The sequence below is a fragment of the Psychrobacillus insolitus genome, assembly GCF_003254155.1.
Lineage (GTDB): Bacteria > Bacillota > Bacilli > Bacillales_A > Planococcaceae > Psychrobacillus > Psychrobacillus insolitus.
On record NZ_QKZI01000001.1, the window covers coordinates 1,001,850 to 1,028,506 of the forward strand.

Sequence of the window (26,657 nt, forward strand, 5' to 3'; positions counted from 1 at the left end):
CATCTCCTTATTTGTAGTAATTTTTATGTGTAAACGTCACGCTTATATCCGTTAAGTTGGTGACGATGAAGTCATTTTTTCCGGGCGCTAGACTAATAAAGGTTTTATTTGTGTTTCTCAATACCGATAATTTATCCTTTGTAATCCGCATACCTTCTGTACTATCAATTCGTAAGGTATTACTAGCGTTCATTGCGCCTGTATACACCATCGATTCGCCTGTTGTGGTATTTGTGATAGTCGCATTAGTCCCAACGCCTGTAATGGCTATTTCTAATGGCATATAACGTGGGTTAATAGGCGCGTTTCCTAGATAATCAAATGTAAAGCTAGTAACCTCAAATAGACTTGTTTTTAAAAGAGATTCACCAAACGGGAGGGTATACGTTTCTAATTCCCATTCAATTTTTCCCATCATCCCTATTTGTTCTGGGTCACTTAGGCTAACCGTTTCCACAAACCATTGTTTTTCATCTATATATACTGTTTCGCGAGGCAACATGTTGAGCGCGTCCCAATACTGTCCGGGCTTCTCAAATTCATACATATTTCCAATCGCTACACCTTCGCGCACATAAAAAGGCTCTAGCATCGTTAGCAGAGCCACTACTTCGTCACGTTTAGTTAAATAATCAAACTGATCTCGTACCATAAATAGCAAACTTGCTTTAAGTTTACGAGTGCCGTACTCAACACCAAGAGGTATCTTTCCGGCTCGACCACCAAGTACAGCATTTTCTCGTTTAATTTCGATTGGTCCTGGAATAAACTCTTGTACAATTATTCCTTTTTCAGAGAGAGTAAAAGACTCTCCTGTCTGTTTAACAACTTTCAAGTCCATTACTTTCTCACTCCATTCATGTAATTGACGTTCGACATATCCTGGCTTTGCATTGCGTCAATATAAGGCTTTAATATCTTCGCTAATGGATGACCATCCAAGTTAAGCGTGATTTCTTGTCCGTTTTTAATAGCTTCTGCAATCTCTGCTAATAAAGCCGACATCACATTACTTTGACTATTCACATCATGCGATACAGAAGCATTAATACTACGTTTTTCCGTAATGTTTGCACTAGGGGATAATAGATCCGCTGCAAGTGTTGGGACAAATGCGCTTGTAATATCCGAAGATATCCCTTTAACCGCATCTATGGCTGATTTTGCTTTATTTGCAATACCATTAGCAAATCCTTGTCCAGTATGTTCCCCTAAAGCGGTAGTAATTCTAGATGGCGAGTGTATGCCTAGTTTTTTCTTTAACCAATCTGGAACCAAATCCGCCATTTCGGATACCTTGCTCGCGATACTACCTGCCATCGAACCAATACCCCTAATTAGACCTTGGATAATAGCTTTCCCTATACTCGTTAAGTCGATGCTAGTTAAGAAGGCCTTAGCTTTGTTCCATCCTTCTTCAACCTTCGTTTTGACTTCATTCATCTTGTTGCGTACAGCATCTTTCATTTCCGTAAATTTATTTTGTACCACTGTTTTCATTTCAGACACTTTATTCTGTGCTGCTGTTTTTAATTCAGCAAATTTAGTCACAGCCGCGGTTTTTAGTTCCGAAACTTTATTCACTGCAGCGGTTTTCAATTCGTTAAACTTATTAACAGCGGATGTTTTTAATTCGGTAACTTTATTAGTTGCTGCCGTTTTTAGTTCTGTAAATTTATTCACCGCTGCCGTTTTCAACTCGGTTGCTTTATTAACTGCCCCTGTTTTTAACTCGGTAAATTTATTAATTGCAGCAGTTTTTAATTCAGTAAACTTATTAACTGCACCCGTTTTTAGCTCGGTAAATTTAGTAATCGCTGCAGTTTTTAATTCGGACACTTTATTCTGTGCAGCGGTTTTTAATTCAGTGAATTTATTTATCGTTGCTGTTTTAAGTTCTGTAAATTTAGCTATTGCAGCATCTTTCAACTCCGTAAACTTAGCAACTACCCAATCCTTCAATTCCAAGGCTTTGGCGGAGATAGTATCCCAGTTTTTCCATAGATACACGCCGATTGCAATTAAAGCTGCAATAATCGCTATTACGATTCCAACAGGTCCTGTTAAAGCTGCAAAACCTCTCAATAACCATGGTAGTGCTCTAGATGCTAGATTTAAAATGGTAGTTCCTAAAGGCGCCAATTTAGCCCACAATCCAGAAATGAACGTACCAAATTTACTGATATGCGGTAACATTTGAAGGAATACAGCTCCAAAGGCGATAATGTGCGGAACAAATGCAATGAGTATACCTCCGAGGAAAACTACAACTGCAATAATCTTCCCGATAATTGGGTTTCCTTGCATCATGCCGTTAACCCATGTAAAGAAACTATTAGCGACCTCCATAATCTTTCCACCCAATGGAGCCATCCCAATTCCTAAATTGATTAAGAAATCAGTTAAGTTTCCGATTAATTCCATTACTTTTGGCGCCGATTCTTTTACATAAGCAATAAACTCCTGAAACCCTTTATTGCTTGATAGGGTGCTAGACCATTCTTTAAATCTACCCATCATATCTTGTAGACTCGACATCATATCCGAAGCTATAGGACCAAACGCTGCAAAGAAATCAACCAATCCAGTAATTGCATCTCCTACGATACTCTTGATCTTCGGCATATTTGTTTTCACATAATCAACAAAGGCTTGGAACTTCTCTGATTTCCCTAATCCAGCTGCCCAATCTGCAAAGGTTTGCGTCATGCCTAAAAATCCTTTTGCCGTATCTGCTGATAGTGGACCAAATGCAGTCAACATCGAAGCGATACCTGCGAAAATGTTTCCAAACGCTTGTCCAAATGTCGTAAGCATTGGTCCGCCAGAGGTATTCAGGTATTTTAAAAACTCTTGAATAGGTGGTGACTTCATGGAAGTGCCGAGGCTCGTCATTAAACCATCTACGGCTGCTGTGCTTTTCTCGAATAGTGGTTTAAGGGTTTCTAATGTGGCACCAAAAATATCCAGAGCTTTTGTGAATATTTGAAGGGTTTGGGTTTGCAACCCATCGGTAATGCCTTTCCATATACCTTTTAATCTACCCATAGAATCCAAAGCTTTCGTTTGCTCGGAATTTAATGATCCTTGAACAGCTTCCATTTCCTTCATGATCTCCGTGCGTTCTTTTAGTGTTGTGGCATCGTCTAATTTTTCTTGTAGCTTTTTCAAATCAGAAGATGCAGCAAACACACCCTTTAAGTTGGTTATAGCAACCGCCGCGAAGGCACCTGCCCCAAACCCAGCCGCCGCAAATGCTCCCACTAACGCAAAGGCACTCCCTGCCACTGTTCCAATCACAGGACCAAGCGAACCTATCAACCCACCAATACTAGCGATAATTGGCGCAAGCGCAGGAATAAGTGATATAAATACACCGAGAAACGTATTTCCAATTATTTCTCCCACGGATCTAATGTTGGAAGCAATCTTGCCTATTGTTTGTTGGTAGACTTGCCATCCTTCTCTAAACCCCGAAAAGGCGGCTCTTATAGGGATGACGATTTTATTTCGCGCGAGCGCAAGAGCTTTTGCACGTAGTAAGGCAATTTTAGCGTAAAATTCAGCCGTATCTGCGCCTATGTTTGCGTCCCAACTATTTCGAGCTATATCTAAAAGTCTATTTCGGACTACCGTATATTTACGGTGAAACTCGGCTATCTGTGCACCAATATTTACAACTGTACCCGATGCCGTGCTTCTAATCGTTTGGTCCACTTCGCGCATTTTACGTTTAAATTCTCTGACATTTGCGCCTACGATTGCGCTAAACCTTTCGACTGTCATTCACTTTTCCCTCCTCCCATATAGGTTTTCAAGTCTGTTAAAGCACGGCGATATAGATTTCTATCTACTTTCACTTCCACCGCTTCGTCTTTAATCAGCTTTCTTTCCGCTTCTGCGTTATACACATCTTTGAGAGAGATTCGTTTCTTTTTCGGATTTTGTGCAATCGCTGTAAATAAAGCTTGTAGCGCTAACTGTTCGCGTTCATTTACATTGCGTAACTGCTGACCTTTTACAATCGTCCGATACTCGTTAGGTGTCCACGTCCAAAACTGTTCTAAAGCACCGACTCCGAGTATTTCCACACATTCAGTCATGAGCCCATGTAGATTTAAGCCTCCAGTGCTTTCTTCGCTTCCATGATCACGTCGTATGCCATCTTGTTCTGTTCTTTCTCCTCGTCGGTCTTGCCCGTCTCTGGCATCATTTCCGTACCCTTCCAGAACATCCCTAGTTTCTTTCTGAAAAACCCCGCCGTGTCAATTGCTTGATATGCTTCCTTAAATAAATCTTCCTCATCCTCGCCATTTTCTGCTCGTAGTTCAATGGCTTCTTCGATAATAGCTGCAGAAGGTTGTTTTTTTTGATGAGCTAAAGCACATTGCCAAAATTGGATGATTGCTGTTGGTTCGAATTGTAATAGTCCTAAATAGACCGCATTTAATCCACCTGTTTTTTGACCGTTATTTAACACCTTGCCTTTATCATCTTCTTCCACGTCACCAAATAATTCGTCGGCCTTACGTGCAAATGCAAAAGCTACTTTACCTTGTAATTCTTCTTCTTTTATCGTTAAATATGGCATGTGTATGCCCTCCTCATCCTATTTGTATTCATAAAAAAAAGAGAGGTTATCCCTCTCCTTTCAATTAAACGAATGTTGTAATTACTTTACTGTCTAAGTCGCCTGTGTACTCACCAGGTTTTTCAAATCCGTATTTAGCAAGCGCAATAACTGTATCTGGTAGTGCATCTAACTCGCCTGTTTGTGTTTTCCCGATGATTTGAGCTGTAGCTGAGTATTCTGCAAAACCTTCAACTTCGGATGATTCTTCATAGTTTTCTAAGTAACCATAACCGAAACGAGTCTCATGTTTACCTTCTGCATTTTTATTAATATTTACTTTCCAGATGCGCACTTGTACGCCATCTTGTGTAGCACGGATTAATTCTTTTTGCGCTTCATTTTCCGTATCTGCATATCCTCCAACTTCAAATGATTCAGCAGAAATACCAGGTGCACGAACCGTTCCTTGTTTAGTAGATTCAGAACTGATTTCATTTTCAATTGCATGTGAAGAAGATGTTTGATGCGCTAGTAAGATTTGATCGTACTCGATAACCAATGAAGTTGTTTTATCTGTTGGTAATATTAAGATTAATTCGTCTTTTCCTGTTTTAATAGCCATAGGTTAATCGCTCCCTTTTGATAGTGTGAATTTTAATGTAATTACGCCATGTCTTAGCGTAGCGTCAATGTCATCAAAGACTTGGGCGCCACTCCATGACGTTTTTATCACGGTATGTCCGGTTATTGCTAATTTGTATTTAAACGCTTCATGACAAGCACTAAGGATGTCATATGCTTCCTTCTTGCCACTATAATTGCTCCAAATGTGTAGAGTGATGAATACATCTTCCACATCGGTATTTTTGACTTCAAACGGATCTGTTCTCGGTTCCCCAATGACAATGTAAGGATAAGGTGTATCCTCTGTCAAATGGTCATATACGCCTTTATATTCGATTCCTTCTACAGTTTTCTTAACTAACGCTGTAACGGGTACATCGTTCAGCAATCGACTGTATATAGCTTGATGTGTGGCTGCAAATGCAAGTGACATGATATCACCTTCCTAACTTTTTCATTTCTTTTCGGAAATACTTTTGACCTGCTTCTACTGCTGGAAACCAAAATGGTTGAGGTCTCATTCCTCGAGTGGTGACGAAACGACCTAACTTAATGCTGTAATACGTCCAAGCATCTTGCCTACCATTACCATTCTCCGCATAAATCCCAGTCCCGTATTCCACGTAAATAGCATAATGGGCTCCCACTGTAACAACCGCCGTAAGCCCATCATCTATGAAATTTACTTCAATTGACCTTTTAAGCGAGCCATCATCTTCTGGAGCAAGTGCTTTCGCTTGATTGACGATAAGATAAGCCGTATCTGCAATGATACGCTTTGCATCGTCTAGGACATCCTCACCCCATTTAAGGACGGCGGCGGATAATTGTTTATTACCAAAGGTTATATTGTTTCGACTCATGGATTCACCAACTTGAGTGCGATTCTCATAACCTCGTTTTGTCCACCTTGATCTTCTGGTTTACTGGCAATCTCGTACAAATCCCCATCATGTTTCACGCGCATGGTCTGGAGAACATCTTTTCGATATGCGTAATACATAAACCGATCTAATGGATTCTGTCTTTGCATGGCATTATAAATCTCTCTGGATGATGGGGTATCGACAAAAGCCTCTATTGTTTCATAAATGTCCCATGTAGCCTTTCCAGTACCGCCAAAACCATCATCTTCTCCTGGAATCAATTGGAGTATGGATACTTCATGTGGAAATTCATTATCCATTCCAACTCAACCTCCTATAAGGAGCGAGGTGCTTAAATAAGGTTTGTGGTATTTCGACATCATAAGAGTACGAAACAGACCCCATCGAACGACCACTTAACCCTTGTTTTTTATCGTTAAATTGAATAACTCCTGCAATAAATAAACAAACGCCACTAGGGATATCTGTAGTCTCAAACTTTCGTTTGCAATAATCATTCGCTCGCTCCAATACAATTGGAATCATGGTTGTGTAATACTCGTTTTTCTTTTCCGTTTTCTCTTGATTCAATCTCTTGAAAATAGAAATTTCTTCGAATGTAGGCTTCCACATGTTATTCACCTACTTTTTGAGAAGTCTTTTTTGTTGATACCTTTTTTTCTTTTTCTTTTTCTTCTTTTTCTTTTTCCGCTTGCAATAGTCTCATGCGATTAAATGCAGCTAAACCCATACTAGGTCACTCCTTCCAAAAGAATTGAAAAAGAGAGCCATAATGCGCTCTCTTAAACTAATTTATGTTTGAATTGTACAATTCGGATGTTTTTGTTTTCGTACTTACGCACCCAGTTAGTAGCCGTAGCTAACTCTACATTCGTTGGAGAAGAACCGACAACAGAAGCACTTTGGAATGCAACTCCACGAGGATGAAGGATAAAGTGATTACGGTTAATAAGAATGTCGTCACCTTGCAAGCTATCGCGATCCGTTTCTGTTGGAACTGGTGCAGCACCATTACCTAATGCAAACGCTCCTGAACCGAAAATGTATGAAGTGTATACTCCGGCAACGTTAGGCATGCTATCGTCAATAATTACACGTTTACCCATGTAAGATGGAATTTGTTGATTGTTTGAATCTAAAGAGAATTCAATTAAATTTTGCTTGCGAAGTGAAGCATATGTCGCAGAGTGGATAGCGATAGCTGTTAGCTTAGATTCTGCATCTCCTAATTTGTACGCTGCATCAATGAATGTTTCGCCTGTGAAAGTACCAAGTGCGCCGACACCTGCGGAAATATCAGATACATTCCCAGCCATAGAAGCCGCTTTAAATACGCCGTCTAATGTTGAAATTGCTGTTTTTTGTTGTTGACGTGCCCAATATGAAGCAACTAAGTCACCAATTGCAGCCATTGGATCATCACCTGATAATGCTTTTGCTAAATCGTTAGCTTTCCATGCACGACCGCGCATTAATAGTACAGCTACATCTTGCCCAGAAGTGATTTTCCCTGGTGTTAGTGGTGTAGTATCAGAAAGAATTTCATCTTCTCCCGTTAAATCTGACCAAAATGGCATATTGATTAATTTACCGCCTGATGTTGCTAATTTATCGAATGATGGATCACGCTCTGCAATCCCTGCTTGCACTAGTGCTGATAGTTGAGCTGTACGCTCGATTACGTAAGGATTAAATACTGCTGGTACGATTACATCTGCTATTTTTGTCATTTAAAATGACCTCCTGTTTGTTTTTTAACGTTATTTTGCTAACGTTTTTAATTGACTTGCTAAATCTGGATTATCGCGGTATAAATTGCCTTGCTCTGTTAAATTAAATGATTCTTTGGCGAATGGATTCGGTTTGTTGTATCCTCCTGGGACATGTTGCTTTCCACCAGGTGGCGTTCTGCCTTGCAAGCTATCAGACTCGAATAAATAATCATCCGATTCTTTCAACACTTTCAATTGGTCATCTAAGCCTAATAATGTTTCTCCATCAAGTTTGAGTGTTTCTGTATTCAATAACGCTTTTACTGCTTTCGGATTCTTCGCTTTTGCTCCATTTAGCGCGCGCTCTAAGGCAAAGTCGAATTCCTTCTGTAGTAAAGCTTTTTGAAACTCACTTGTTGAGGTTTCATTTTTTTCTTGCAGCTGCTTAATCTGTGCAGATAATTCCACATTGTCCACTACTTTCCCACTTAACTCTTTTAATTGAGTATCGCGGTTAGTGATTTGTTCCTTCAACTCCGTAACTTCCTTGATTTTGTCGTCAAGTCGTGTTTTCGGAATCATAGTACCAAACCCTGTGATAACATTATCTGCTTGCTCTTCTGTTAAACCTAATGCCACTAATTGTTCTTTATTCATTGTTATTTTCCTCCTATTCGTTTTTAACGTGTAACGACACGATAGGTAATAATTGACTTTTAACGTCATTCAAACAGGACGAAGACATAATAAAAAGCCACCCGATTGAGTGACTTAGAAAAAATCTGTAATTACAAATTTCAATATTTCCCATACAAACCATAAACCCAACACAATAACCGCTAAACTAATTAGCATGAGTGGAATGCCTATAAATATTGCTTCAATACCTTCGAGAACCGGATGCTTTTTCGCCATGCCAAAACTCCTTATACTTTTTTATCAGTATAAGTGAATTATAAGAAAATTAGTACTATTTAACGTATAGCTACGAGATAATGGATCACTTCCTTTCAGTCATTGTCGTTTGTAACAATTTCATAAGAAGCTTTAAAAATATCTGGCTTACAAGGGTAAAACTCGCCTTTAATACCTTTTATAATCCAGTCGCCTATAGAAGCTTTCATAATTCCTTCAAGAGTCGGTATCCACAATTCATCATCCTGTGTCTGTGCCGATTTACAGCCCCAATCGTGAAGATCTTGCCAATTAGTTCCGTCCCACTCTATCGCTTCAATAACTACTGGCTTTTTTCGATATTTCACCATTATCTCACCACCTTTTAATTAGTTCGTTCTATATTTTTAAAGCATTCTACGATCACTTCAGAAACGGCTTCAGTATCTAAAGTAATGGCATACACTTCGTCTGTTTGCCTTTGACGTTTCAACTCTTTTAAAATATCACCAAGCGTATTGTCGATGGATTTCAGATACTTTTCACTTTTATCAATCATCCAGAGCACCCTCTCTTATTTAGCTGTTGCAAATTTATCTTTCCAATCATCATAAGTGACGTAATCAAACACTTTTGACGGCGGCTTAATCTCTTTATCCGCTTTTTTGAAAGCTTGGAGAAACGTCTTGCCTTCATCCATGTATTTATTTACTCGTTCTTTAAGTTTCTTCTGGTAGTCCTCATCCATGTAATTTCTGCCTCTTCGATATTGTGGAAGCATACCGTTTACGGTGTAAAGAACGTCACATCTGCACTGGATATCCATTGGAGCATTACCCCATAAAAGAGGAGCTTTAGCCTTTAAACCTTTATAGTGAAAGTAGCCTTCTGCATCTGCTTTCTTTCCGTCTAACGCTCTGTGTGACATTCTCACACGCAAGTCCAATGAGCTCATCCATACTTTGCCTAGTTTCGTATGTTTACTCGCTTGTTCTGCTACCGCTTCACTACTAATCGACCTTGTACGGCCACCTTCTGTTCGCGCTACTAACCTAGCTTTCTTTTGTGAGAAGCCTAATGCTTTTTGAAGTCTTTGAGCAATGTTTGCATATCCCTCACCAGCAATGAAGCCTTGAGTGATTTCAATATGGATGCGTCTAATTAGTTCATTTCGATGATTCTCCATAACTTTTGGAAGAGTTAGGAATTCAATTGGACTAAGTATTGCTTCTTGTATTGTCTCCATAGATGGAAGTGAGAAGCCCATATCTTCCTCTGCTGTCATTTCTAACAGATACGCTGCCATTAGGTAGTTTTGTATATAAATCGTTTCCTGTGCACTCTCGAGTGTTTTTACAACCGCCCGATAGTCTGCATTTAACGTTTTCTTAATCAGTTCTAATTCTTTTTGCAATCGATTGTATTTGTTTAAATCGGTATACGAAGGATCTTTACCCTTAACGGTATATTTCCGATAAATATCGCTTACCATGTACAGCAGCTCTTTTAATCTTCTGGCAAACACTTCTTCGATAACGGTTTCTGATTGTGTAATTAATTCATCAATCTTCTTCTGTATCTCCTGTTGATCCATCACCTTCACCACCTAAAGGCTCTAAGCTATCGCCATAAAGCAAAGCGTCATCTTCTAACCGTTGTTTTTCGAGTTCGGCATCCTTTACCCAAGGATGATTTTCAAGAATAGTAGTTTTGGAAATAACCCCGTCAGAATCCCTAGCCATCTGTATGATTTCCGCTTCGTTCGTCAATAACATTTTGCTAAATGTAAATGTTATATCACGGTAATTGAAATCACCTTTTTTACTAAACTTCGCATACTCAGATACAAACCACATAAATCTGCGCAAAGATAATGTAAATTTACGCTCTAACATAGAGGCTTTCATATCCAATAACGAGTAGAGATTTTTCAATGCAACCCCACTCGGTGCATTACCAATAATATCTGGAGAAGGATTCACACCTTGACCGAACGCATATATGTTATCCATCAACTTATCTGATTGTGTTTTATACGCCTCTACAGGCACTTCCGCTTTCAATGTATCTACACCAGCGCCCTCGTCTGCTGCAATGGAAATAACCTTATAGCGTTTTAATTGTGTATTAAACTGCGCTAAGTTAGTTCCTTCGTAGCCTTTCAAGACATATATCAACGATTGCATATCTTCAAGCGTGTTTTGTGCATCCGAAACCAAACGGTCATAAGCATCAACTTCACCTTTTACGAAATGTAAATCAGATATTCGCGCTTCATTATTCGCAAATTCAATAAACGGAACATCTCCCCAATTCATTGCCTTGGTTCCTTGCCAAAAATGAGGTGCAGGATTAACTTCTTCATTCACATCTAATACCAGTTTGTCGCCTATCATTTCGTAATATGTGACATCTTTACTTGTCCACATTTCAAACTTAATGACATCCTCGCTTATAGGATAGAAACGAATTCCAGCCACAAGCTTTCTTTTCTTTTTACGGTCAAAAAGTGGAATGAACTCTTCTGCTGGTACAATCATGTATTCGAAATCGCCATCTTCATTGACGTAAGGGTGCATCCATTCTCTTCCCTTATTTGACACGTTAATGATTAACTCTGGCAATACATCCTCGAATTCTTCTCCAAGTAGTTCATCAATCAATTCAAGTGTCTTAGCATCCTCGCTTTTTGAACCAAATACCATTGGTTCACCCGATAAGTATGCAACTTTTTGATCCACTAAAATCTTATGGAATCCAGATGCAATTTTATTGTTTGTAGCATCGTTATCTGGAACCACGTTACCACCTTCATCCGTGGCCATGATTTTACGTTGCTTAATGTCTGATTCCTTAAAATAATAATTAACGCCTTCAAGCATGGTCCTTGAATCAAACGAATCATATATTTCTTTTATAACATCTTCTTGTTTAGGTGCATTTTGTTCAATGATAGCGATTAGTTCCTCGCCATGTGTCACACTAAATGGATCCGGCATCTTTTCGAACCTCCTTACCTTAGGATTACTAATCCTTGTTTATTTTTCATATCACGTTCGAATGCGTATCTTGTAGCATCAATTGTATGGTTGTCTTTATCCTCTAATCGAGGTTTAGGGTTTCCATCTTTATCGGTTTGGTAATCGATGTTCTCGAATTCCCACGCAATTTTCGGAGTACGCAATGGATCTATGCAAATGAAATCTAAATCATCTAACCATTGTTCTCCGTATTCAACCGAATCTGGACCTTTCTTTACTCCATACATCCGCTTAATACCATGCTCGTTTTTTAATTCTGCAATAGACTTCGGTTCTGCACTATCTGCTGCAATGTCATCTGATTGGTATTCTTTTTTAATTAACCATTTCGCTAACTCTCTATTGCTTATCTTTTGCCCATAATGTTCATCAATAGCATAAATACCATTTTTCTTTTTGTCATAATGCCATCGCACATAAGCGAGTGGATCAGTAGCGTATCCAAAATCGACCGCGTTTCGAATGTTATCGAATTGAGCGACCATTTCGTCAGTAATGCATCCAGGTTCAACCACTAAGTTATCAAACGGCACTACTCCAGAGCCAATTGCTTCTCCTCCATATTCCCATTTATAACGCGACTCACTTCGTTCTCTGGTCGCTTCGGCTTCTTCGATGAATTGCTTTGAAATGAAAGGATTGTCTAAATACGTTGATTTATGAACAAATGTGTTCTTTGGTTGAAACGAACTCTCATATTTCTTGTTAACCCATGATTGTCTGCGTTTTGGAGGGTTGTATGTGTAAAAGAATTTATAAAAAAGACCATCATCCAGTTCTCCACGTAATAGAGAGTTGGTGATAGTCGTTATTTCTTCTTCTGTTTTGAATTCAGCTAATTCCTCTATCCATGCAATGGCAAAGGGAAAGTTAGCACTCTTTAATGACTTAATCCGCGTTGGATCTTGAGCACCTCGGAAAATCATATAATTCCCTCTTGGGATATATGTAATTCTCATTGGTGATTTATTTATTTTGAAAAGGTGAGACACTCCTTGTTCATTAATAGCCCATTTCATTTGTTCGAATATGGAGGTTTCAATAGTATTATCGACTTTACGTATACCAACAGCATTGACCGGGTATCGCATAATCAATTGGGTTATAATATGCGCTACATCTGACGATTTCCCAGAACCACGACCGCCTTTACATACAATATGTAAAATGTCTTCTGCTACAGAAGCTCTCCATGCAGGATGAAAAGCGGTAGGAAGGAGTTCAGATAGCTTTTTAACTGTCATTTACTTCACCGCTTATATCATCGATGAACTGAACCGCGCCAGTTACTTCTACTTGTTGTTTTTCTGTCCACATCGCATAACGTTTCCCTAGCATTTCAGCAGCTTTGATTCTATCTTTAGCGCTTACGTCAATATCATCAACCGTTTGAGCACCTTCACCAATACCACGAAGTACCTCTTCTTGTTGTTGACCTCGCATAATGCTTGTTAAGTATTCTAGTATTTCTTGTTGATTTGCTACTCGCTCGGACTTCAATTCTTCCATGCGATTTTCTATATATTTTTTAATGCCGACATTTGCCAACAGAGTATAAGCTTTACCTCTTGCGTAAGCTTTACTATAACCTGCCTTCAATGCCGCCTCTTCTGCACTACCTATTTCAATATAATGGTCTGCAAAGGCTTGTTGCTTTGGATTTAATTTACGTTCAATCAATGGCATCACCCCATTTACGCTATTTGCTTTTTACGACATTAAAAAAGCACTCACGATTTAACGTAAGCACTCTTATTATTTATTCATTTATCATGCTATTTTTTACAATTGGGTTGTTTTTAATAGCGTTCGCAACACTTATTATTTACTCAATTATCACGTTTGCAATGAAAAAACTTTGGATATGCTGCGACCAACAGCGCCTTATTTAATTATATTAAGTTAGTATAATACATACACCACCACAACGCGTGTACAATAGCTCTTTGTTTTCATTATAATTCGGTAGTTGCATTTTGCAAATTAATTGTTACCTCTTTGTTACCTTTTGAAGCAATTCTTCTGATATATCCATAAGACATGTCCAATTCTTCTGCAATCTGCTTGTATGACTTATTCTCCATGTATTTCATTTTAGCCACCTGACAAGATAACCCTTCAAGCTTATCAATCTTCTCGCCTGTTTCATTCTTAATATCTTGATAAAAATCGAGCATCTTCTGCAATCTATGTTTCTTATCATGGTAATGCTGAATGTTTTCTATCGATGCGATAACTCCGAAATCATCTGCACCAGTGCCTGTGAATGGCATTCTACCTCTACCAAACCAGTAATCTAAATCAATATCTACTTGAAAGAGCTGCGTTTCCACAATTTCAATCTTTCTGCAAAGGTCTACATAGTTCTTAATGATTTCCAACCAGTCCACTCCTTCAATGAATAATCTTTTTGATTAGATTCCTTGGCTTACATTCAATGACTTGATGCTGCATCTTTTGTCGAGTGAGATCTAATTTATGATGATTCCTTTTGGATAATGGTTTTTCCTCTTCAAATTGATATAGATCGATTGATTTTTCTTTAATCCAATCCAAAACTTTTACAATGGCCTGTGCTATTTTTCGAAGTCCTTCAACGAGTTTATCGAAAAAAACTTTTGCCTTTTCATATAATTCTTGATTGATTTCCACTCACTTCACTCCTTCAAATCAAAATGGCAAATCATCATCCGAAACTTCTATTGGACCAGAACTATTTGCAAACGGATCATTATCAACCCTTGTATAATTCGTTTGATTATCAGCACTCTGGTTTGACTGCTGATAATTCTGTTGAGGTTGAGTTGTAGGAGAACTATTTTGCTTCCCTTTGTCTTTGTTCGGTTCCAAAAATTGAACGCTATCTGCAACAACATCGGTAGTATATACACGCTTTCCGTCTTGCCCTTCATAACTACCCGTTTGAATACGACCTTCCACACCACACAAACTACCTTTACTCAAATAGTTAGCTGCGTTTTCAGCAGGTTTTCTCCACACTTGGCAATTAATAAAATCTGTTTCCTTTTCCCCTTTACTGTTAGAAAAAGTTCTGTTTACCGCTAAAGTAAATCGAGCCATCGCCACTCCAGAAGGAGTATATTTTAGATCTACATCTTTCGTTAATCTTCCAACAAGTACAATTCTGTTAATCATTTAATTTCCTCCAATGCTTTATGCGCTTTATTTCCACCATCTATCATGACGTTTATTTCGGGTCCCCATTGATCAACTAAATTGACTTGATAGTTTTCACTACTTGCATAAAACTCCAAAGCTTCACGAAGCTGAGTGTTTTTTTCTTTCAACGTATTCGCTTGATCTACACCATAATCTGCATACAATTCAACTACAGCTAATTTTGTTTCCAGTTTTTCCGAGTTTAATGCTTGATCCGCGATAAGCTCGAAAGCCTCGATTAACTTAGCATCTTTAGTTGCGTAGATAGTTTGAACCAAAAGCATTGAAAGTTGAGCATCTATCATTCCAATTCCCCCTCAGATTTGTTTAAAATCATCTGCATACAGTACAGTTAATTGCTTTGGATGCTCGGATAACAATTTATCTTTACGCTTCTTAGCGCCTTCTTCTGTGCGATAAATCTTATCGTCTTGCCAGTACATCACACCGTCTTTAATGACAGCAACAAAATAAATGATTGGTATGTTCATTTTCATTCTCCTTTACCTTTTTGTTGGTGTTAACAATATGGTCAACTATTCGGTATTTCCGAAGTGTTGTGCTTTATGAGTCGAACTGTGACATAGATTACTCCTCTATGTTCAATACTTCCAATGCAACGTTTACAGTTTCTAAATATGCTTCTTCAAACGTGTTATAAGAATCTTCTGGGGTTTCAACTATTTTCAATAATGCTTTTTCATATAGTTCAACCTTATTACGTTCTTCTTTTATCATTCGTACAGCTTCATTAACGATTGATGAATAACAATTTTGTTCACCTTTTATCTTTGCTTCTATAAGTTGTACAGCTTCATTTTTACTCATTTCTGAGAAAGACATTTTTCATACCTCCTATGTCGCTTTTTGTTGTCTACTGCTTCCCAACAAATTCCCGAACGATCTGATTAAACTGCATCGGCTTTTGTATATTCGATAGATGCCCCGTATTATTTAAAACGCTTATCTTAGCCTTATGCGCCCACATTTTCGTTACCTGTGCATTGTATAAATAAGGTGTGACGTTATCATTACTAGAAGCAATAATGTGTATAGGTGTAGACGTGTTGAGCAAAGGTAAATAGTTAATCCCACGAATTGCCCTAGATGATGGTATATACGCTTCTCGGTTAATTCGAAATGTTTTAACGGCTTGATGCAACTCTTTTTCTGTTGGTTTGTGCAATGTATTCCACGCGATCTGTGCTATATATTGTTCATCGGATAATTGCTGCAATGAATTTTTTCTATCTCGAATCGCTAAGTCAAATGCAAAACTAGGAACATAGCTTGTGGTGTTAGCTAGAATCATGGATTTCACACGTTTTGGCGCTCGACTATGAATCTCTTGAACAATCACTCCACCGAGGGACAATCCGCAAAAATGAGCCGAATAAATGCCGTTTTCATCCAACATTTTTAATATGTCTTGTGCGAAATGGAACAACGTCATGTTTTCAGTGACTAACGATTCCCCATGGCCTCTTAGTGTCGGAATGAACAACTGGAACTGATCAGACAATTCTTTTTGTAACTCCCAAGCATTTTGGGTTTGTCCAAGACCATGAATAAAAACTAGTGGCTCTCCTTTACCTATCGTTTGATACTGCATGTTATACCCCCTATTTGTTGTCTATTGCGCATTACCACTCGTGCCAGTATGAATCGCCTTTACCATCATCAAACATTTCTAGGAACTGTTTTCTCGTGTACTTTGTTTCTAAATGCTCGTCCGAACAATAATAATCTTCGCCATCTTCGATTACATAGCCCTCAATCATCAACTTTTTACAGTGGCTGCAAGTTCGGAAACAATCACAGAAGATGTCAGTAGTAAACCATTTTTTACTACCAGTAGGACGCGTGAATATTTCCCCATCGTCTTTCATGACTTGAATTTCTTCTGATGGTCCTTGAACTGATTTACCAACGTAATAAAGAGAAGCACTATCTTCGCCGCGAGCTGATAATTTACCATCCAAATCTTCTTTTACGTTACCTTCTAAAAACAGTCTTACACGCGTTATAACTTCAATATTTGTCATGTTAGTTGCTCCTTTTAATCTTTTTTCAACTCACCAATCGATTTTTACAACAGCTCTAGGATTCTCTGAATAGAATTTCCGAACAGTCATTTCAACTATCTGTGCATCATCGTGCCAGATCACTTTGCTTAAACCATCTTTAATTCCTTTTACTAGATTGTCCAAGTCCGGTTTCTTTGTTGGTCTTAGTGCACCAGATATTGCATAAGCACGGTTTTTTTTGCTCATAGACTTAGGAATTGGTCTATAAATATCTACGAATAGTCGAATTTCAGTTTCAATTAATGCAGCTGGTGCATGTTCTGCAGCAACCATCTTTACAAAGTGTTTAAAATCCCTTGATTTAATTGGATCTACCGCTCTTGCATGACCGTTTATTGTAGAAAACTTTGGTCTTTCTTGCGCTTGTATATTGCCTGGTATTTCAAAAAAGATATTCAATTCGTCACTCCTTTTATAATTAAAGGGGCACGAAGCCCCTCAAGCTTTCATTTTCTCTCTGTATGCTATTTCATCATCTATAGTGATTTGGCGTTTAAGAAACTCCTCTTCCGCTTCGTCATGCTTTTTCTTACAAATTGGACCGTATCCGGTATCGATTGACATTTGTGTTTTAAGCGGTCTGTTACAACGTTTACAGATACTCAATTACTTGCCTCCTATTTTTCTTTTACTGAAATACCATGTTTGTTGATGTTAGGTCGTTTTTCACAAACCCAACCTTCCTCTTTTAAACTAGTAATCTCACCTTTATTCAAATGACCACATATGACTAAACCTCGTTTGAATAGAGTAGTAATCACGCGAGCCATATCCTAATAACCTGAGTTTTGTCGTTCGTGGTTGATTTTGTTCTTCTCGAAGTATGCCTGTTCGATTTGTTCCCATGTGAAGCCGAGCATTTCACCTAGACCGCTAAACCACTTCACTAATTTCAAATAGTAGTGTTCAACGCAACCGCCATATTCGAAATCATGCACAGATCTAAAAACCCTCGAAAACTGATCCACTATGTTTTCTTCTTTAAGTGATTCGAATTCTAATGTATAGGCATCCGAGTATATTTCCTCTTCCAACCCAATCGACAAAATGAAATGGAGACAATCTACATACTCTTCTAAAAGCGGATTTTTGAAAGGTTCTCCCCAATTTGTTATAGGCGACAATATTCTCGGCTCCTGATTGGAACTCCAAAACTTAAATCCTCGCCATTCATTAGCGCACTCTCCAAGCTCGACCTGTAAAGCTAATATCTTTTTAGCTACGCGATCTTCACCTGCATGAGCCGGATGTTCATTTTCAATTCTTTCATCCAGATAACCTTGTATTTTAAATAATTCTGCTAAATTCATCGAAAGTTCACCTCCGCCAGTTCATCCGCTTGCTCCACAAATCCAATATGCTGTTTCATCAACCAAACATTTATTTGACTGGTATGTTTTAACTTTTCAAGCATTGCTTTTAATCGAGTAAGCTCACCAGACTGATTATGATAATCGACTTCTAATTTTCGATATTCTCTTTCGTAATCGATTAATTCTTGTATAGCCTTCCTTTCTGCATTTCGAGCGTTTTCAGATGCTTCATTTAATTCCGATACATTTCCTTGATAAACTTCTAAACTCGTTTCTAATCCCCTGTTTTTTAAGTTTGAATCATGTAATTGTTGTTCTAACTCACTAACTCTTAAAGCTTCACCACTTGCGAAGATATTTGTTTCTTCTAATTCCTTTTCCAAAGTATCGACAGCATCTTTCAGGTGGGCTGAATCAACTTCCACTGATACAGCTTCATTTTCAACAGGTTTAATTGGTTGATTAGTCAAACCATTAACACTCTTAAACTGGTACACCGAACCAATTTTCTTGTCGAATTTATCGGCAATCTCTTGATCAGTAAGGCCTTTTGCTTTCAATTCTTTGTACACAGCTACAGTCAATTCCACTTTGTCAGCCTCCGTTTTCATTAGGTTATTTTTCTTTTTCCAAGCGTTGAATTTATTCGAGTGAAAACCATACTCATCTTTTACCGCATTGTCGCTAACGCCTTTTGCTTTCAGTTCTTTATATTTCTCAACAGTTAGCTCCACTGTAATTTCTGCACGTTTCGGTCTTTTAACTGTTGGTGCACCAGGTTTAATATTTGGGAGGTTGAGTTTATCCTCGTACTTTCTGGCTTGTCCAGTTTCAAAAAACTTAACGATTTTATCGTTATCACTCCAAAGCTCCTCGTCATGTGGCATTACATCTTTCAATGCCATTAAACGATTGCGGTAGACTTTCAGCTTTTCTCTTTCCTGTTTGAGTTTCTTTCTTTCGTTTGGCGTCACGCTTACCACCCCTTAAACATTGCTGATAATAAATGTTCACTATATGCACCGTGCTTTAATTGTGGATTCTTTGAGCATGCTTCATGCCTAACGACTTGCTTGTAGTCTTCGTAACTACGAAACTTTGAAACTACGAATGCGATTTCGTGTGGGTTTTTTAACGTGGCATCATGAGATGTAATCACGTTAATGATCCGAGCGTTTTCAAGTATTTCCTCTACAGGTTTAGAGTTGTCTTTTTTGAAAGTACCAACACTGCTCATGAATTCACCGCCTGTTTAACACTTAGCATGCAGCGTAAAGTGGAGTAGTCTAAAGCATCAAGAATTTCACCTTTTGAACCTTCATGCACTCCAATGCGTTGTAGATCACCAATGATTATTTGTCTTCTGGATTCTTTTGAGAAAGTAACTTTTTGTCCAATCATTTATTTTCCGCCTCCCTGTGCATTTCCATAAAAGTGTTGAATGTTTGTCGTCTTGTGTTTTCCAACAGTTCATACATCTCCCTAGGGGAGTAACCAAAGTCGTTAATGAAAGCAGAAAGCGTTGCTATCAATAGTTGGTGATGTTTATCATTCAAATCTAATTTCGTTTTTGACACTTTTAAACCCCCAATTCTTTTTTTCCGCTTCTTGCAACCTTATTTCTAATGTTTCAAGGTTTTTTCTGTTTTGCGCACGGTCGATAGGCCCTGAGTGTTGGACAAGGAAGAAGCCTTGTCCTGGTACCCATTTACTAGCCATTTTATTTGTCCTCTTTGCAAAAATCATAAATTGAACGTTCTAAGTTCGTTGGATTCTCAGCTTCATCAAAAATCCACCCTATTCTGCCCACGATCGTATAACATCCAGCGCGTTTTAAAGCTGTTCTTGCAGGTTTCTCTCCAATCGTAAGATGTTCTTTAGCGATTTCTGCGATAAGTTTTGTTTCCGTAAGTTCTAAAATTTCTTTAATTTTCATAGTTTCATTCCCCTTTGTTGTTATATAAATTTGTCTACAGTAGAGTCAGCGACTGTCAAATAATGATTTACTAACGTCTGTTTACACTTGATGCCTACTTGTTTACTGATTGTCGGAATATCAGCACCCGTTTTGTGCATATCTGATATTTGTGTTTTCCTTAATGTGTATGGATTATGCGATAAATACCTTCGCATCGCTTTCGTATAACCAATTTCGCTTATCTTTACACTTTCATAACGTCCGCCCTTGTATACACGACCTACAAAATAGTCACTAGGTTTCAATTTAAAGGCTTTTATATACTCCCTTACCGCTTTTACCGCTTCTTGCGTTAAACGCTTGTCGTGCCACGTCCCTTGCTTTTTAAGATAGATACTGACGGCACGACCTTCTAAGTCGAAGTTTTCTATTTTCAAACGAACCATTTCACTAGGGCGGTTCGCTGTAATCAAGTTAATCAACGCAATTGCTTTTTCTCTCACTGGAAGCTTTTCGATTAAAACAATCAACTCTTGCTTATCGGCGACTGGTTGCCCTTCGACTTTTGTTAGCTCTAAAAATTCGGCATCATGATATATTTTCCTCATAGCTCCCAATTCTCTTGCCACTTCTTTTTCTTTGTCGAACAACGCCCCACACGAGACAGACAAATGTTTGCGAATAGCTGCAAGCCGTCTTTCCCACGTATTCTTTTTGATTCTTTGATCTTTTAACGATACATACAGGTAATCCAACATTGATTCGATACAATCAGGTTGATCTGTAGCTACGCAATATTCCAAGAATCTACGAATGTCCCCTTCATATCTCACGGGGATTTCATTATTCTTTTGTTCGATGTGCGACTTTCTTTCTTGTTGGCGTGTGTAGTTGCTCACGTTTTACACCCCTAAAATTCAATATTTTTAATTCGCTTATCGGATGTAATTTTAAAGTTGATTAAATACGTATCTTTCATCAATCGAGATACTAATTTTTGGTCATACATGCCCTCTAAAGCGATTCTTGATAGATTAGTAGTAATGATGGTTGATTTGTTTTGCCTAGCGTTACCGATTGAATAAAGAACTCTTAACGTGAAGTCTGTTGCCTTCTTTACGGTTCCAGTTCCTCCTGTTTCAGCTCCTAAGTCATCGAGTACGAGATAATCAACATTTGATAACAGATCCACAAAGTAATGTTCCGTGTATTTGCTTTCTTTGTTGTTGAAACTGTCACGAATTTTAAGCAACATTTCATCAACCGAAATATATAAGCAGGACTTATCTTTATTGCCTCGCTCATTCAAGTTCCGTAGGATGGACATTGCAAGATGTGATTTACCAACCCCCGGTGATCCTGTTAGCCAAACGTTAAACCTCTCGCCCTGTTGGAATTTTTGATAAGCTTCTGTTGCGCGCTGCTTATTTGTCGTTTCTTCTTCCGTTAGAGCTTCGTAAGTACCGAATGACACTTCTAGTAACCCTTCATCCTTTAACTCGCTCTTATGGGCAAATACGTTATATTCTTGACGATTTAAAGCGTTGATCAATTTGACTGTCTCTATTTGCTCCGATTCCGCATTTAAACGATCACGTTCGCATAAAGGACATTTCATTTCTCCATCAATGTTCATCAAATGGATTTCTTTTTTTAAATCTTCATGTTGATCACATATCTCAGAAGTTAAGGCCATCTGCATATTGTTTTCCAGCCGCTTGATTAGTTCCTTGTCTTCCATTTGTTTTACCTCCAAAACTACGATTCGCTACAAAGTTTTTTAATGGTTCTGCATCATTAATGAACTTTCGAACATCTTTGTCTCTCATTAAGTCAGCGAGAGCATACTTTGTTGTAAACCAATAATCTTCACTGGAATATACAATTGCGTAATTATCAATTGCTTGTACAAGTTGCTCATAGCTATAATCTTTAAGTCTTGAGGCAATAGCTGTTTTTATGGAACTGTTTAAATTTTTATGTTGAATGATATTTTTAGAATTATAGTGATTGAATAAATCACGTATATCTTTATTCTTTATATCTTTTTCTTTATCTAGTTCTAGTTCTAAGTCTAAATCTATATCTGTTTCGTCACGTGACGTCACGCTAACGTCACTTTGTTGTGCAACAGCTGGTAACTCTAACTTTTTACGCTCTCTATATTTGCGATTACGTTCTGCATTCAACTGTTTAGCACGTTCCATACCTTCAATATTTTGATGGACGTCCCAATTTTTAATCCGGACAATCTCGTTATGCATCGAGATCATTCCATATCGTTTAAATGCTTCTAACGCGAGACGAACTACATTTAATTGACGATTAAAGATAATGGCCATTTCTTCAACAGTAAGAGCTATATCCTCGTTGATTAAAATGAATCCGTTCGCATTTGTTCTCCCAGCGTAGGTAAGTAGCTTTATCCAAATGACTAGGATCGTGTCGCCTTCTGGTAAAGCTTCAATCAATCTAATTTTTTGGTTATCAAACATATCTGTTTTAAGTTTGATCCATGTGATTTCACTCATGATGCGACTCCTTTCTTATGGAATACGAATTAATTTCCCTGTAACTTTCGCAACTTCATTTCTAATCAATTCTTCATCACTATTTGAATCCGATAGATGCAGCAACCAAATTTCTTGAAGGTTCGATAAATCATTAGCCTTTAAAAATTCAATTACATTTTCTAAGCTAAAATGCGACTTCATAACACGTTTTCTCATGGATGGATGGATGCGACCAGACTCTACATTGGTATCTAGCACCGATTGACAATAATTCGTTTCAATCATGAGGTGTGACAGCCCTTTAAATTTATATTTGATGTAATACGTGTCGGTAGCAAACAAGAGCTTCTCACCATCTTCATTGGCTAATAAGAAGCCAAATGGTTCTGAGACATCGTGCTGCACATCAAAAGGTAATATGGTCCAAGTTCCAACAGTAAATTGCTTTTTATTCTCGACGGTTTTAATACGATGATGATTATCTCGATTAATGGCCATTTTTGTTCCTGCGCTCATATAACAACGAATGCCAGCCTTTAAAACTCCGTCAATACCTTTACAATGATCTTGATGTTCATGCGAAACCAAACATGCAGCAATATCGGTAGTTTGAAAGTTTAATTTTTGTTGAATTTGTTTGAATGAAATACCGCATTCGATCAAGATGGGTGTTACCCCATCTGTCACGTAATAGCAGTTTCCTTTGCTCCCAGTAGCAAGAGTTTTGATTTCAATCATTAAAAGCTTGGTCCTTCTTCTTCAACTTGCTGTGGTTCAGGTTCTAACGTCGGCTCTGGTTCGTTGACAGGATTTTCAACAGGCATATCAATGATTGGTTTGTCTGGTTTAATATCTAAATCTTCGGTATTCGCTTTTTCATCGACTTCATGCTGCGGATTAATTTCTTTTCTTTCATACTCATTTTCTGTTGTATCGTTGATAGCTTGCGCTAATAAATCACTATCGTCACTCGTATTGATAAAGGCTTTTGCTGCACGATTTATTACCGTTCGCTTTGCCATTTCTTGTGGGAATTTTTTGTGTACAGCTTGTCCAGTTTTCGACTGGCCCCAAGATACTTCGATTTCTTTTTTTGTCATGATTGTGAGTATTTCCTCATTATCATTCGTTTGAATAATTGCATATACCCCGAGTAATTCTTTGTCCCGGTTTTCAAAAGCTGTTTTGTGACTAACTAACTTTTCACGCCCGTGATCAACTTCATAATTAAATTCGTCGTCTTTGTAGATTACATTTGCCCAAATATCCTTAACGTTCGTTAAGCGTTTTAATACCGCTTGTGTACCAAAGTAAGAGCGATTTAGTTGCAATTTGCTACCATAAACTATGAAATAACACTGTGTCTTTGCAGGACTTAAACCTTGTACAACCATGTCCAGTAAAGCGTTAGCAATTGATTCCTTCGTGCACACCTCTAACGCAGGCTTGCCACTACGATCTACCGTTTCCTGTAGTTTGAAAAAAGCGCTTTTCAAAGCGTTACTGTGGCTATAGTTCGAAGGAAGCGAAAGCCCCTCGCTCTGCAACCTTTCGATGTTCTGGCTAACTGCATCTGTGATGTCTTTTTGAATTAGTGCTACTGATTGATTTGTCATTTAAAATTCCTCCACTTCTTCATATTCGAATTTTATTTTTTTGCCGTTATGATTTTTAATTAAATTTTCAAGTAGGCTCACGAAGTCACTGGGACCTAATAGATCACGTTCTAAAGTTGCGTCCTCTGGACATTCCCAAAGTGGTCCAGCATACATCACTGATTCACCGTTAATCAGCAATTGTTCTCTACTGCATCCATCTCTATCGTTATACGATTCCACTTTGACTACGACTGTTTCAGTCATTTAGATAACCTCCATATTCAAAATAGTTAGGTTGTCGTCACCTTTCGATTCCACTCTTAATGTTTTATCTTGTTCTGAAACTACTAAGCTAATAATCTGTGCATCTATTGCGTTTAACTTGGTTACAGCTTCGGCATTATCCACAAATATTGGTGCCACAATTCCGTAATGGTTGGATAAGGTTTCGATAATGTCCAAACCTACATTGACACGCATTGCGTTATTCAAGGAACCGTAGTCCACTCCGTTATAAGTCGTTTCACATACCTCGTTTAAACCGCCATTAATTTGATTTTCGAATAATTTGAAACGAGCCAGTTTGAATTTAGCGTTTATTTTTTCTGTAAGGAGCTCCACTTTTCTACGAACAAACTCTTCCGTAAGGAATACTTGGTGCTCCAGTTTCTGATACTCTTTTGCAAGCATTTCCTCTTGTTCCTCGTATTCTTGTATTCTTGCTTTCAGATTGCCGATGTTCGCATATTCAGCGATTTCCGCATCAATTAAATGTTTCTTAGATGCAAGTTGGATATTTGCGTTTTTAATATCAACCGTAGCTTGTTCTGACTGATTTTTAATACTTGCGATTTCTTGTTCTAAAGCTTGTCCTAGATTCATAAACTTGATGTATTCAGGTGATTCAGAAACGTCTTTTAAAGTCCCTTTAAGCGTTGCAATTTCAGCAGCAACTTTCTCTATCTGTTTCACTTTTTCGCTTCTAATAGTGTTGAATTTTTCAAGATTGGCAATGTTTGAATTGATATCTTCAAGGGATTTATTTTTGTTTTGTGCAATACCCTTTCCTTTAGTATCAATTTCCGCTAACATCGTCGATTTTTTTGCATTAAATGATTCGAGCGCTTTTTGTCGTGCAGCATCTACTTGATCAACTGGTAAGTCTTGTTCACATGTTGGGCAAACGCATTCTTCGACATGTTCGAATTGTTTTGCATTAATATGTTTCCATTCATCGCGTAGCTTAACTAGATCCTCGTTAATGCGTTTTAAATTGCCATTTGCATAGCTAATTCCTTGATTTTGTTCAGAGATTTTCATGTCATTTATTTTTAAATTACTTTGTTCTTCTTGCAGCTTAGTTTGTAGTTGATACAATTTCTCTTTCGAATCCGATTCAAAAGTACGTTTAACGGTTTCTAAATCGTTTTGAACCTTGCCTAGCTCCAACTGCTTACTTTGCAATGCTTGGCCATTCTGAATGTTATGGATAAGTGTTTTGTTTTCATCCATTTGTTTTTCGATATCTTTCGAATCATTTTTGAGTGACTCAATATCGACAACATCCACTGGAATAGATTTATTGATTTCATTAATTCGGATAGGAATCGTTTTCAAATCTTCATTAATTAATTTCCGACGTTCAGCAATCACTTTTCGATGATCATCAAGGGAACGACCTTTTAAAATAAGATTTAATCCAGCAAGTTGGTTATCAGAAGCAAAAACTTCATCATCTGAAATATCACCGCTTATTTCTAAAAGTAATTTACGACGGTCCTGCCATTTAATCTGTTCGTTGAAGAAAGTAGGGCTTGTAATCAGTTTGAAGAGTTCTTCTTCGACTAGTTCTGCGACGTAATCTGTATACTCTTTTTTCTTTTTAGGAACTTCATCAATGTAATATTTTGTTTTGTGACCACTGAATTCTTTTGAAGAAGATCCGCGCTTTTGAACCCATTCTTCGAAGTACACTTTTTTCAAAAGAACTTCTGTTCCATCAATATTGAAAGTAGCTTCGACGATATGATTCAAGTTGTGAACTTCATCACCAGTAGTCTCAAGTGCTTTAATAGAGAAATCCTTTTTGTTTTGCGAATCCTTGTCGAATAACAGCCACAAGAAACCGTCTAATAAGGTTGTCTTACCAGTAGCATTGTCACCGAATACTCTTACGCTTTCACCGTTTGTAACTAGCGAAAATTGTTTAATACCTTTAAAGTTTTCAAGATTTATGGATAGTAACTTTACGTTTTTCACGTTTAAACCTCCTGATTTTGTGATAAGATGTAACTAATATAAAATTTCTTCTGCTCAC

General features: G+C 37.9%; 42 protein-coding genes. All 42 read right to left on the minus strand.

Features of this window, described 5'->3' with window-relative positions; all coding sequences use genetic code 11:
- Positions 1-7 precede the first annotated feature (7 nt).
- Complete coding sequence (locus C7437_RS04935; RefSeq protein WP_111438507.1) at positions 8-841, minus strand: phage tail domain-containing protein; 834 nt, start codon at positions 839-841, stop codon at positions 8-10.
- Positions 841-3,786: a phage tail protein gene (locus C7437_RS04940; protein WP_111438508.1), complete on the minus strand. Its 2,946-nt coding sequence runs from the start codon at positions 3,784-3,786 to the stop codon at positions 841-843. Before C7437_RS04940 ends, C7437_RS04935 begins: the two co-directional genes overlap by 1 nt.
- Positions 3,783-4,103 (minus strand): hypothetical protein, encoded by a 321-nt coding sequence (locus tag C7437_RS04945; RefSeq protein WP_111438509.1) that lies wholly within the window; start codon positions 4,101-4,103, stop codon positions 3,783-3,785. Before C7437_RS04945 ends, C7437_RS04940 begins: the two co-directional genes overlap by 4 nt.
- Positions 4,104-4,117: 14 nt before the next feature.
- Entirely contained in the window at positions 4,118-4,591 is a 474-nt protein-coding gene (locus tag C7437_RS04950) for a tail assembly chaperone (RefSeq protein ID WP_111438510.1), read from the minus strand.
- A gap of 64 nt (positions 4,592-4,655) precedes the next feature.
- Entirely contained in the window at positions 4,656-5,195 is a 540-nt protein-coding gene (locus C7437_RS04955; protein WP_111438511.1) for a phage major tail protein, TP901-1 family, read from the minus strand.
- A gap of 3 nt (positions 5,196-5,198) precedes the next feature.
- On the minus strand, positions 5,199-5,630 hold the full coding sequence (locus C7437_RS04960) for a DUF3168 domain-containing protein (protein ID WP_111438512.1): 432 nt from the start codon (positions 5,628-5,630) through the stop codon (positions 5,199-5,201).
- A gap of 4 nt (positions 5,631-5,634) precedes the next feature.
- Positions 5,635-6,060 (minus strand): HK97-gp10 family putative phage morphogenesis protein, encoded by a 426-nt coding sequence (locus C7437_RS04965; RefSeq protein ID WP_111438513.1) that lies wholly within the window; start codon positions 6,058-6,060, stop codon positions 5,635-5,637.
- Positions 6,057-6,383, minus strand: coding sequence for a phage head closure protein (locus tag C7437_RS04970; RefSeq protein ID WP_111438514.1), 327 nt, complete (start codon positions 6,381-6,383; stop codon positions 6,057-6,059). The genes C7437_RS04965 and C7437_RS04970 overlap by 4 nt, the downstream gene beginning before the upstream one ends.
- Positions 6,376-6,696 carry a phage head-tail connector protein gene (locus C7437_RS04975; protein ID WP_111438515.1) on the minus strand — a complete coding sequence of 107 codons (321 nt, stop codon included), beginning with the start codon at positions 6,694-6,696 and terminating at the stop codon, positions 6,376-6,378. Before C7437_RS04975 ends, C7437_RS04970 begins: the two co-directional genes overlap by 8 nt.
- Before the next feature lie 170 nt (positions 6,697-6,866).
- Complete coding sequence (locus C7437_RS04980) at positions 6,867-7,814, minus strand: major capsid protein (protein ID WP_111438516.1); 948 nt, start codon at positions 7,812-7,814, stop codon at positions 6,867-6,869.
- Positions 7,815-7,844: 30 nt separating this feature from the next.
- A complete protein-coding gene (locus tag C7437_RS04985; protein ID WP_111438517.1) occupies positions 7,845-8,453 on the minus strand; it encodes a phage scaffolding protein in 609 nt (202 codons plus the stop codon).
- 114 nt (positions 8,454-8,567) lie between these two features.
- A complete protein-coding gene (locus tag C7437_RS16890; RefSeq protein ID WP_170122313.1) occupies positions 8,568-8,711 on the minus strand; it encodes a hypothetical protein in 144 nt (47 codons plus the stop codon).
- A 95-nt stretch (positions 8,712-8,806) separates the two neighbouring features.
- Complete coding sequence (locus C7437_RS04990) at positions 8,807-9,061, minus strand: hypothetical protein (protein ID WP_111438518.1); 255 nt, start codon at positions 9,059-9,061, stop codon at positions 8,807-8,809.
- Positions 9,062-9,075: 14 nt separating this feature from the next.
- Positions 9,076-9,249, minus strand: coding sequence for a hypothetical protein (locus tag C7437_RS16895; RefSeq protein ID WP_170122314.1), 174 nt, complete (start codon positions 9,247-9,249; stop codon positions 9,076-9,078).
- Between the two features lie 15 nt (positions 9,250-9,264).
- Positions 9,265-10,284: a phage head morphogenesis protein gene (locus C7437_RS04995; protein WP_111438519.1), complete on the minus strand. Its 1,020-nt coding sequence runs from the start codon at positions 10,282-10,284 to the stop codon at positions 9,265-9,267.
- Positions 10,253-11,689, minus strand: a complete 1,437-nt coding sequence (locus C7437_RS05000) for a phage portal protein (protein WP_111438520.1) — start codon at positions 11,687-11,689, stop codon at positions 10,253-10,255. Before C7437_RS05000 ends, C7437_RS04995 begins: the two co-directional genes overlap by 32 nt.
- Before the next feature lie 14 nt (positions 11,690-11,703).
- Positions 11,704-12,975 (minus strand): PBSX family phage terminase large subunit, encoded by a 1,272-nt coding sequence (locus C7437_RS05005; RefSeq protein WP_111438521.1) that lies wholly within the window; start codon positions 12,973-12,975, stop codon positions 11,704-11,706.
- Positions 12,965-13,411: a terminase small subunit gene (locus tag C7437_RS05010; protein WP_245909211.1), complete on the minus strand. Its 447-nt coding sequence runs from the start codon at positions 13,409-13,411 to the stop codon at positions 12,965-12,967. Before C7437_RS05010 ends, C7437_RS05005 begins: the two co-directional genes overlap by 11 nt.
- A gap of 275 nt (positions 13,412-13,686) precedes the next feature.
- Positions 13,687-14,112: an RNA polymerase sigma factor sigma-70 region 4 domain-containing protein gene (locus C7437_RS05015; protein WP_111438523.1), complete on the minus strand. Its 426-nt coding sequence runs from the start codon at positions 14,110-14,112 to the stop codon at positions 13,687-13,689.
- A 13-nt stretch (positions 14,113-14,125) separates the two neighbouring features.
- Positions 14,126-14,383, minus strand: a complete 258-nt coding sequence (locus tag C7437_RS05020; protein WP_111438524.1) for a hypothetical protein — start codon at positions 14,381-14,383, stop codon at positions 14,126-14,128.
- 18 nt (positions 14,384-14,401) lie between these two features.
- Positions 14,402-14,887, minus strand: coding sequence for a single-stranded DNA-binding protein (gene ssb, locus C7437_RS05025; RefSeq protein ID WP_111438525.1), 486 nt, complete (start codon positions 14,885-14,887; stop codon positions 14,402-14,404).
- Complete coding sequence (locus C7437_RS05030) at positions 14,884-15,216, minus strand: hypothetical protein (protein WP_111438526.1); 333 nt, start codon at positions 15,214-15,216, stop codon at positions 14,884-14,886. Before C7437_RS05030 ends, ssb begins: the two co-directional genes overlap by 4 nt.
- Before the next feature lie 12 nt (positions 15,217-15,228).
- Positions 15,229-15,402, minus strand: coding sequence for a hypothetical protein (locus C7437_RS16900; RefSeq protein WP_170122315.1), 174 nt, complete (start codon positions 15,400-15,402; stop codon positions 15,229-15,231).
- Positions 15,403-15,499: 97 nt separating this feature from the next.
- Positions 15,500-15,754 (minus strand): hypothetical protein, encoded by a 255-nt coding sequence (locus C7437_RS05035; protein ID WP_111438527.1) that lies wholly within the window; start codon positions 15,752-15,754, stop codon positions 15,500-15,502.
- A 31-nt stretch (positions 15,755-15,785) separates the two neighbouring features.
- Positions 15,786-16,523, minus strand: a complete 738-nt coding sequence (locus tag C7437_RS05040; RefSeq protein WP_111438528.1) for an alpha/beta fold hydrolase — start codon at positions 16,521-16,523, stop codon at positions 15,786-15,788.
- A gap of 31 nt (positions 16,524-16,554) precedes the next feature.
- Positions 16,555-16,956, minus strand: a complete 402-nt coding sequence (locus tag C7437_RS05045; protein ID WP_111438529.1) for a hypothetical protein — start codon at positions 16,954-16,956, stop codon at positions 16,555-16,557.
- Positions 16,957-16,986: 30 nt separating this feature from the next.
- Positions 16,987-17,397, minus strand: a complete 411-nt coding sequence (locus tag C7437_RS05050; RefSeq protein WP_245909212.1) for a RusA family crossover junction endodeoxyribonuclease — start codon at positions 17,395-17,397, stop codon at positions 16,987-16,989.
- Positions 17,398-17,436: 39 nt separating this feature from the next.
- Positions 17,437-17,604: a DUF6011 domain-containing protein gene (locus C7437_RS16905; protein ID WP_170122316.1), complete on the minus strand. Its 168-nt coding sequence runs from the start codon at positions 17,602-17,604 to the stop codon at positions 17,437-17,439.
- An 11-nt stretch (positions 17,605-17,615) separates the two neighbouring features.
- Positions 17,616-17,768, minus strand: a complete 153-nt coding sequence (locus C7437_RS16910) for a hypothetical protein (protein ID WP_170122317.1) — start codon at positions 17,766-17,768, stop codon at positions 17,616-17,618.
- Positions 17,769-17,771: 3 nt separating this feature from the next.
- Positions 17,772-18,308, minus strand: coding sequence for a dUTP diphosphatase (locus tag C7437_RS05055; protein ID WP_111438530.1), 537 nt, complete (start codon positions 18,306-18,308; stop codon positions 17,772-17,774).
- The gene (locus tag C7437_RS05060; protein WP_111438531.1) at positions 18,305-19,285 is read right to left on the minus strand and encodes a hypothetical protein; all 981 of its coding nucleotides are present in this window, start codon (positions 19,283-19,285) and stop codon (positions 18,305-18,307) included. The genes C7437_RS05055 and C7437_RS05060 overlap by 4 nt, the downstream gene beginning before the upstream one ends.
- A 2-nt stretch (positions 19,286-19,287) precedes the next feature.
- Positions 19,288-19,548, minus strand: coding sequence for a hypothetical protein (locus C7437_RS05065; RefSeq protein WP_111438532.1), 261 nt, complete (start codon positions 19,546-19,548; stop codon positions 19,288-19,290).
- The gene (locus tag C7437_RS16915) at positions 19,545-19,712 is read right to left on the minus strand and encodes a hypothetical protein (protein ID WP_170122318.1); all 168 of its coding nucleotides are present in this window, start codon (positions 19,710-19,712) and stop codon (positions 19,545-19,547) included. Before C7437_RS16915 ends, C7437_RS05065 begins: the two co-directional genes overlap by 4 nt.
- A gap of 147 nt (positions 19,713-19,859) precedes the next feature.
- On the minus strand, positions 19,860-20,030 hold the full coding sequence (locus C7437_RS16920) for a hypothetical protein (protein ID WP_170122319.1): 171 nt from the start codon (positions 20,028-20,030) through the stop codon (positions 19,860-19,862).
- A gap of 1 nt (position 20,031) precedes the next feature.
- The gene (locus C7437_RS05075) at positions 20,032-20,247 is read right to left on the minus strand and encodes a hypothetical protein (RefSeq protein WP_111438534.1); all 216 of its coding nucleotides are present in this window, start codon (positions 20,245-20,247) and stop codon (positions 20,032-20,034) included.
- Positions 20,248-20,267: 20 nt separating this feature from the next.
- A complete protein-coding gene (locus C7437_RS05080; protein ID WP_111438535.1) occupies positions 20,268-21,128 on the minus strand; it encodes a tyrosine-type recombinase/integrase in 861 nt (286 codons plus the stop codon).
- A gap of 11 nt (positions 21,129-21,139) precedes the next feature.
- Positions 21,140-21,970: an ATP-binding protein gene (locus C7437_RS05085; protein WP_111438536.1), complete on the minus strand. Its 831-nt coding sequence runs from the start codon at positions 21,968-21,970 to the stop codon at positions 21,140-21,142.
- The gene (locus C7437_RS05090; protein WP_111438537.1) at positions 21,909-22,760 is read right to left on the minus strand and encodes a phage replisome organizer N-terminal domain-containing protein; all 852 of its coding nucleotides are present in this window, start codon (positions 22,758-22,760) and stop codon (positions 21,909-21,911) included. Before C7437_RS05090 ends, C7437_RS05085 begins: the two co-directional genes overlap by 62 nt.
- 15 nt (positions 22,761-22,775) lie before the next feature.
- Entirely contained in the window at positions 22,776-23,480 is a 705-nt protein-coding gene (locus C7437_RS05095; RefSeq protein ID WP_111438538.1) for an MBL fold metallo-hydrolase, read from the minus strand.
- Entirely contained in the window at positions 23,480-24,358 is an 879-nt protein-coding gene (locus tag C7437_RS05100; RefSeq protein WP_111438539.1) for a recombinase RecT, read from the minus strand. Before C7437_RS05100 ends, C7437_RS05095 begins: the two co-directional genes overlap by 1 nt.
- Positions 24,359-24,604 (minus strand): hypothetical protein, encoded by a 246-nt coding sequence (locus tag C7437_RS05105; protein ID WP_111438540.1) that lies wholly within the window; start codon positions 24,602-24,604, stop codon positions 24,359-24,361.
- A complete protein-coding gene (locus C7437_RS05110; RefSeq protein ID WP_111438541.1) occupies positions 24,605-26,599 on the minus strand; it encodes an AAA family ATPase in 1,995 nt (664 codons plus the stop codon).
- Between the last annotated feature and the right edge of the window lie 58 nt (positions 26,600-26,657).

Excerpts from the sequence above, each read along its gene's own strand:
- C7437_RS04935 (WP_111438507.1), bottom strand. The coding sequence starts at position 841 with ATGGACTTGAAAGTTGTTAAACAGACAGGAGAGTCTTTTACTCTCTCT.
- C7437_RS04940 (WP_111438508.1), bottom strand. The coding sequence starts at position 3,786 with ATGACAGTCGAAAGGTTTAGCGCAATCGTAGGCGCAAATGTCAGAGAA.
- C7437_RS04945 (WP_111438509.1), bottom strand. The coding sequence starts at position 4,103 with ATGACTGAATGTGTGGAAATACTCGGAGTCGGTGCTTTAGAACAGTTT.
- C7437_RS04950 (WP_111438510.1), bottom strand. The coding sequence starts at position 4,591 with ATGCCATATTTAACGATAAAAGAAGAAGAATTACAAGGTAAAGTAGCT.
- C7437_RS04955 (WP_111438511.1), bottom strand. The coding sequence starts at position 5,195 with ATGGCTATTAAAACAGGAAAAGACGAATTAATCTTAATATTACCAACA.
- C7437_RS04960 (WP_111438512.1), bottom strand. The coding sequence starts at position 5,630 with ATGTCACTTGCATTTGCAGCCACACATCAAGCTATATACAGTCGATTG.
- C7437_RS04965 (WP_111438513.1), bottom strand. The coding sequence starts at position 6,060 with ATGAGTCGAAACAATATAACCTTTGGTAATAAACAATTATCCGCCGCC.
- C7437_RS04970 (WP_111438514.1), bottom strand. The coding sequence starts at position 6,383 with ATGGATAATGAATTTCCACATGAAGTATCCATACTCCAATTGATTCCA.
- C7437_RS04975 (WP_111438515.1), bottom strand. The coding sequence starts at position 6,696 with ATGTGGAAGCCTACATTCGAAGAAATTTCTATTTTCAAGAGATTGAAT.
- C7437_RS04980 (WP_111438516.1), bottom strand. The coding sequence starts at position 7,814 with ATGACAAAAATAGCAGATGTAATCGTACCAGCAGTATTTAATCCTTAC.
- C7437_RS04985 (WP_111438517.1), bottom strand. The coding sequence starts at position 8,453 with ATGAATAAAGAACAATTAGTGGCATTAGGTTTAACAGAAGAGCAAGCA.
- C7437_RS16890 (WP_170122313.1), bottom strand. The coding sequence starts at position 8,711 with ATGGCGAAAAAGCATCCGGTTCTCGAAGGTATTGAAGCAATATTTATA.
- C7437_RS04990 (WP_111438518.1), bottom strand. The coding sequence starts at position 9,061 with ATGGTGAAATATCGAAAAAAGCCAGTAGTTATTGAAGCGATAGAGTGG.
- C7437_RS16895 (WP_170122314.1), bottom strand. The coding sequence starts at position 9,249 with ATGATTGATAAAAGTGAAAAGTATCTGAAATCCATCGACAATACGCTT.
- C7437_RS04995 (WP_111438519.1), bottom strand. The coding sequence starts at position 10,284 with ATGGATCAACAGGAGATACAGAAGAAGATTGATGAATTAATTACACAA.
- C7437_RS05000 (WP_111438520.1), bottom strand. The coding sequence starts at position 11,689 with ATGCCGGATCCATTTAGTGTGACACATGGCGAGGAACTAATCGCTATC.
- C7437_RS05005 (WP_111438521.1), bottom strand. The coding sequence starts at position 12,975 with ATGACAGTTAAAAAGCTATCTGAACTCCTTCCTACCGCTTTTCATCCT.
- ssb (WP_111438525.1), bottom strand. The coding sequence starts at position 14,887 with ATGATTAACAGAATTGTACTTGTTGGAAGATTAACGAAAGATGTAGAT.
- C7437_RS05030 (WP_111438526.1), bottom strand. The coding sequence starts at position 15,216 with ATGATAGATGCTCAACTTTCAATGCTTTTGGTTCAAACTATCTACGCA.
- C7437_RS16900 (WP_170122315.1), bottom strand. The coding sequence starts at position 15,402 with ATGAACATACCAATCATTTATTTTGTTGCTGTCATTAAAGACGGTGTG.
- C7437_RS05035 (WP_111438527.1), bottom strand. The coding sequence starts at position 15,754 with ATGTCTTTCTCAGAAATGAGTAAAAATGAAGCTGTACAACTTATAGAA.
- C7437_RS05040 (WP_111438528.1), bottom strand. The coding sequence starts at position 16,523 with ATGCAGTATCAAACGATAGGTAAAGGAGAGCCACTAGTTTTTATTCAT.
- C7437_RS05045 (WP_111438529.1), bottom strand. The coding sequence starts at position 16,956 with ATGACAAATATTGAAGTTATAACGCGTGTAAGACTGTTTTTAGAAGGT.
- C7437_RS16910 (WP_170122317.1), bottom strand. The coding sequence starts at position 17,768 with ATGGCTCGCGTGATTACTACTCTATTCAAACGAGGTTTAGTCATATGT.
- C7437_RS05055 (WP_111438530.1), bottom strand. The coding sequence starts at position 18,308 with ATGAATTTAGCAGAATTATTTAAAATACAAGGTTATCTGGATGAAAGA.
- C7437_RS05065 (WP_111438532.1), bottom strand. The coding sequence starts at position 19,548 with ATGAGCAGTGTTGGTACTTTCAAAAAAGACAACTCTAAACCTGTAGAG.
- C7437_RS16915 (WP_170122318.1), bottom strand. The coding sequence starts at position 19,712 with ATGATTGGACAAAAAGTTACTTTCTCAAAAGAATCCAGAAGACAAATA.
- C7437_RS16920 (WP_170122319.1), bottom strand. The coding sequence starts at position 20,030 with ATGGCTAGTAAATGGGTACCAGGACAAGGCTTCTTCCTTGTCCAACAC.
- C7437_RS05075 (WP_111438534.1), bottom strand. The coding sequence starts at position 20,247 with ATGAAAATTAAAGAAATTTTAGAACTTACGGAAACAAAACTTATCGCA.
- C7437_RS05085 (WP_111438536.1), bottom strand. The coding sequence starts at position 21,970 with ATGGAAGACAAGGAACTAATCAAGCGGCTGGAAAACAATATGCAGATG.
- C7437_RS05090 (WP_111438537.1), bottom strand. The coding sequence starts at position 22,760 with ATGAGTGAAATCACATGGATCAAACTTAAAACAGATATGTTTGATAAC.
- C7437_RS05095 (WP_111438538.1), bottom strand. The coding sequence starts at position 23,480 with ATGATTGAAATCAAAACTCTTGCTACTGGGAGCAAAGGAAACTGCTAT.
- C7437_RS05100 (WP_111438539.1), bottom strand. The coding sequence starts at position 24,358 with ATGACAAATCAATCAGTAGCACTAATTCAAAAAGACATCACAGATGCA.
- C7437_RS05105 (WP_111438540.1), bottom strand. The coding sequence starts at position 24,604 with ATGACTGAAACAGTCGTAGTCAAAGTGGAATCGTATAACGATAGAGAT.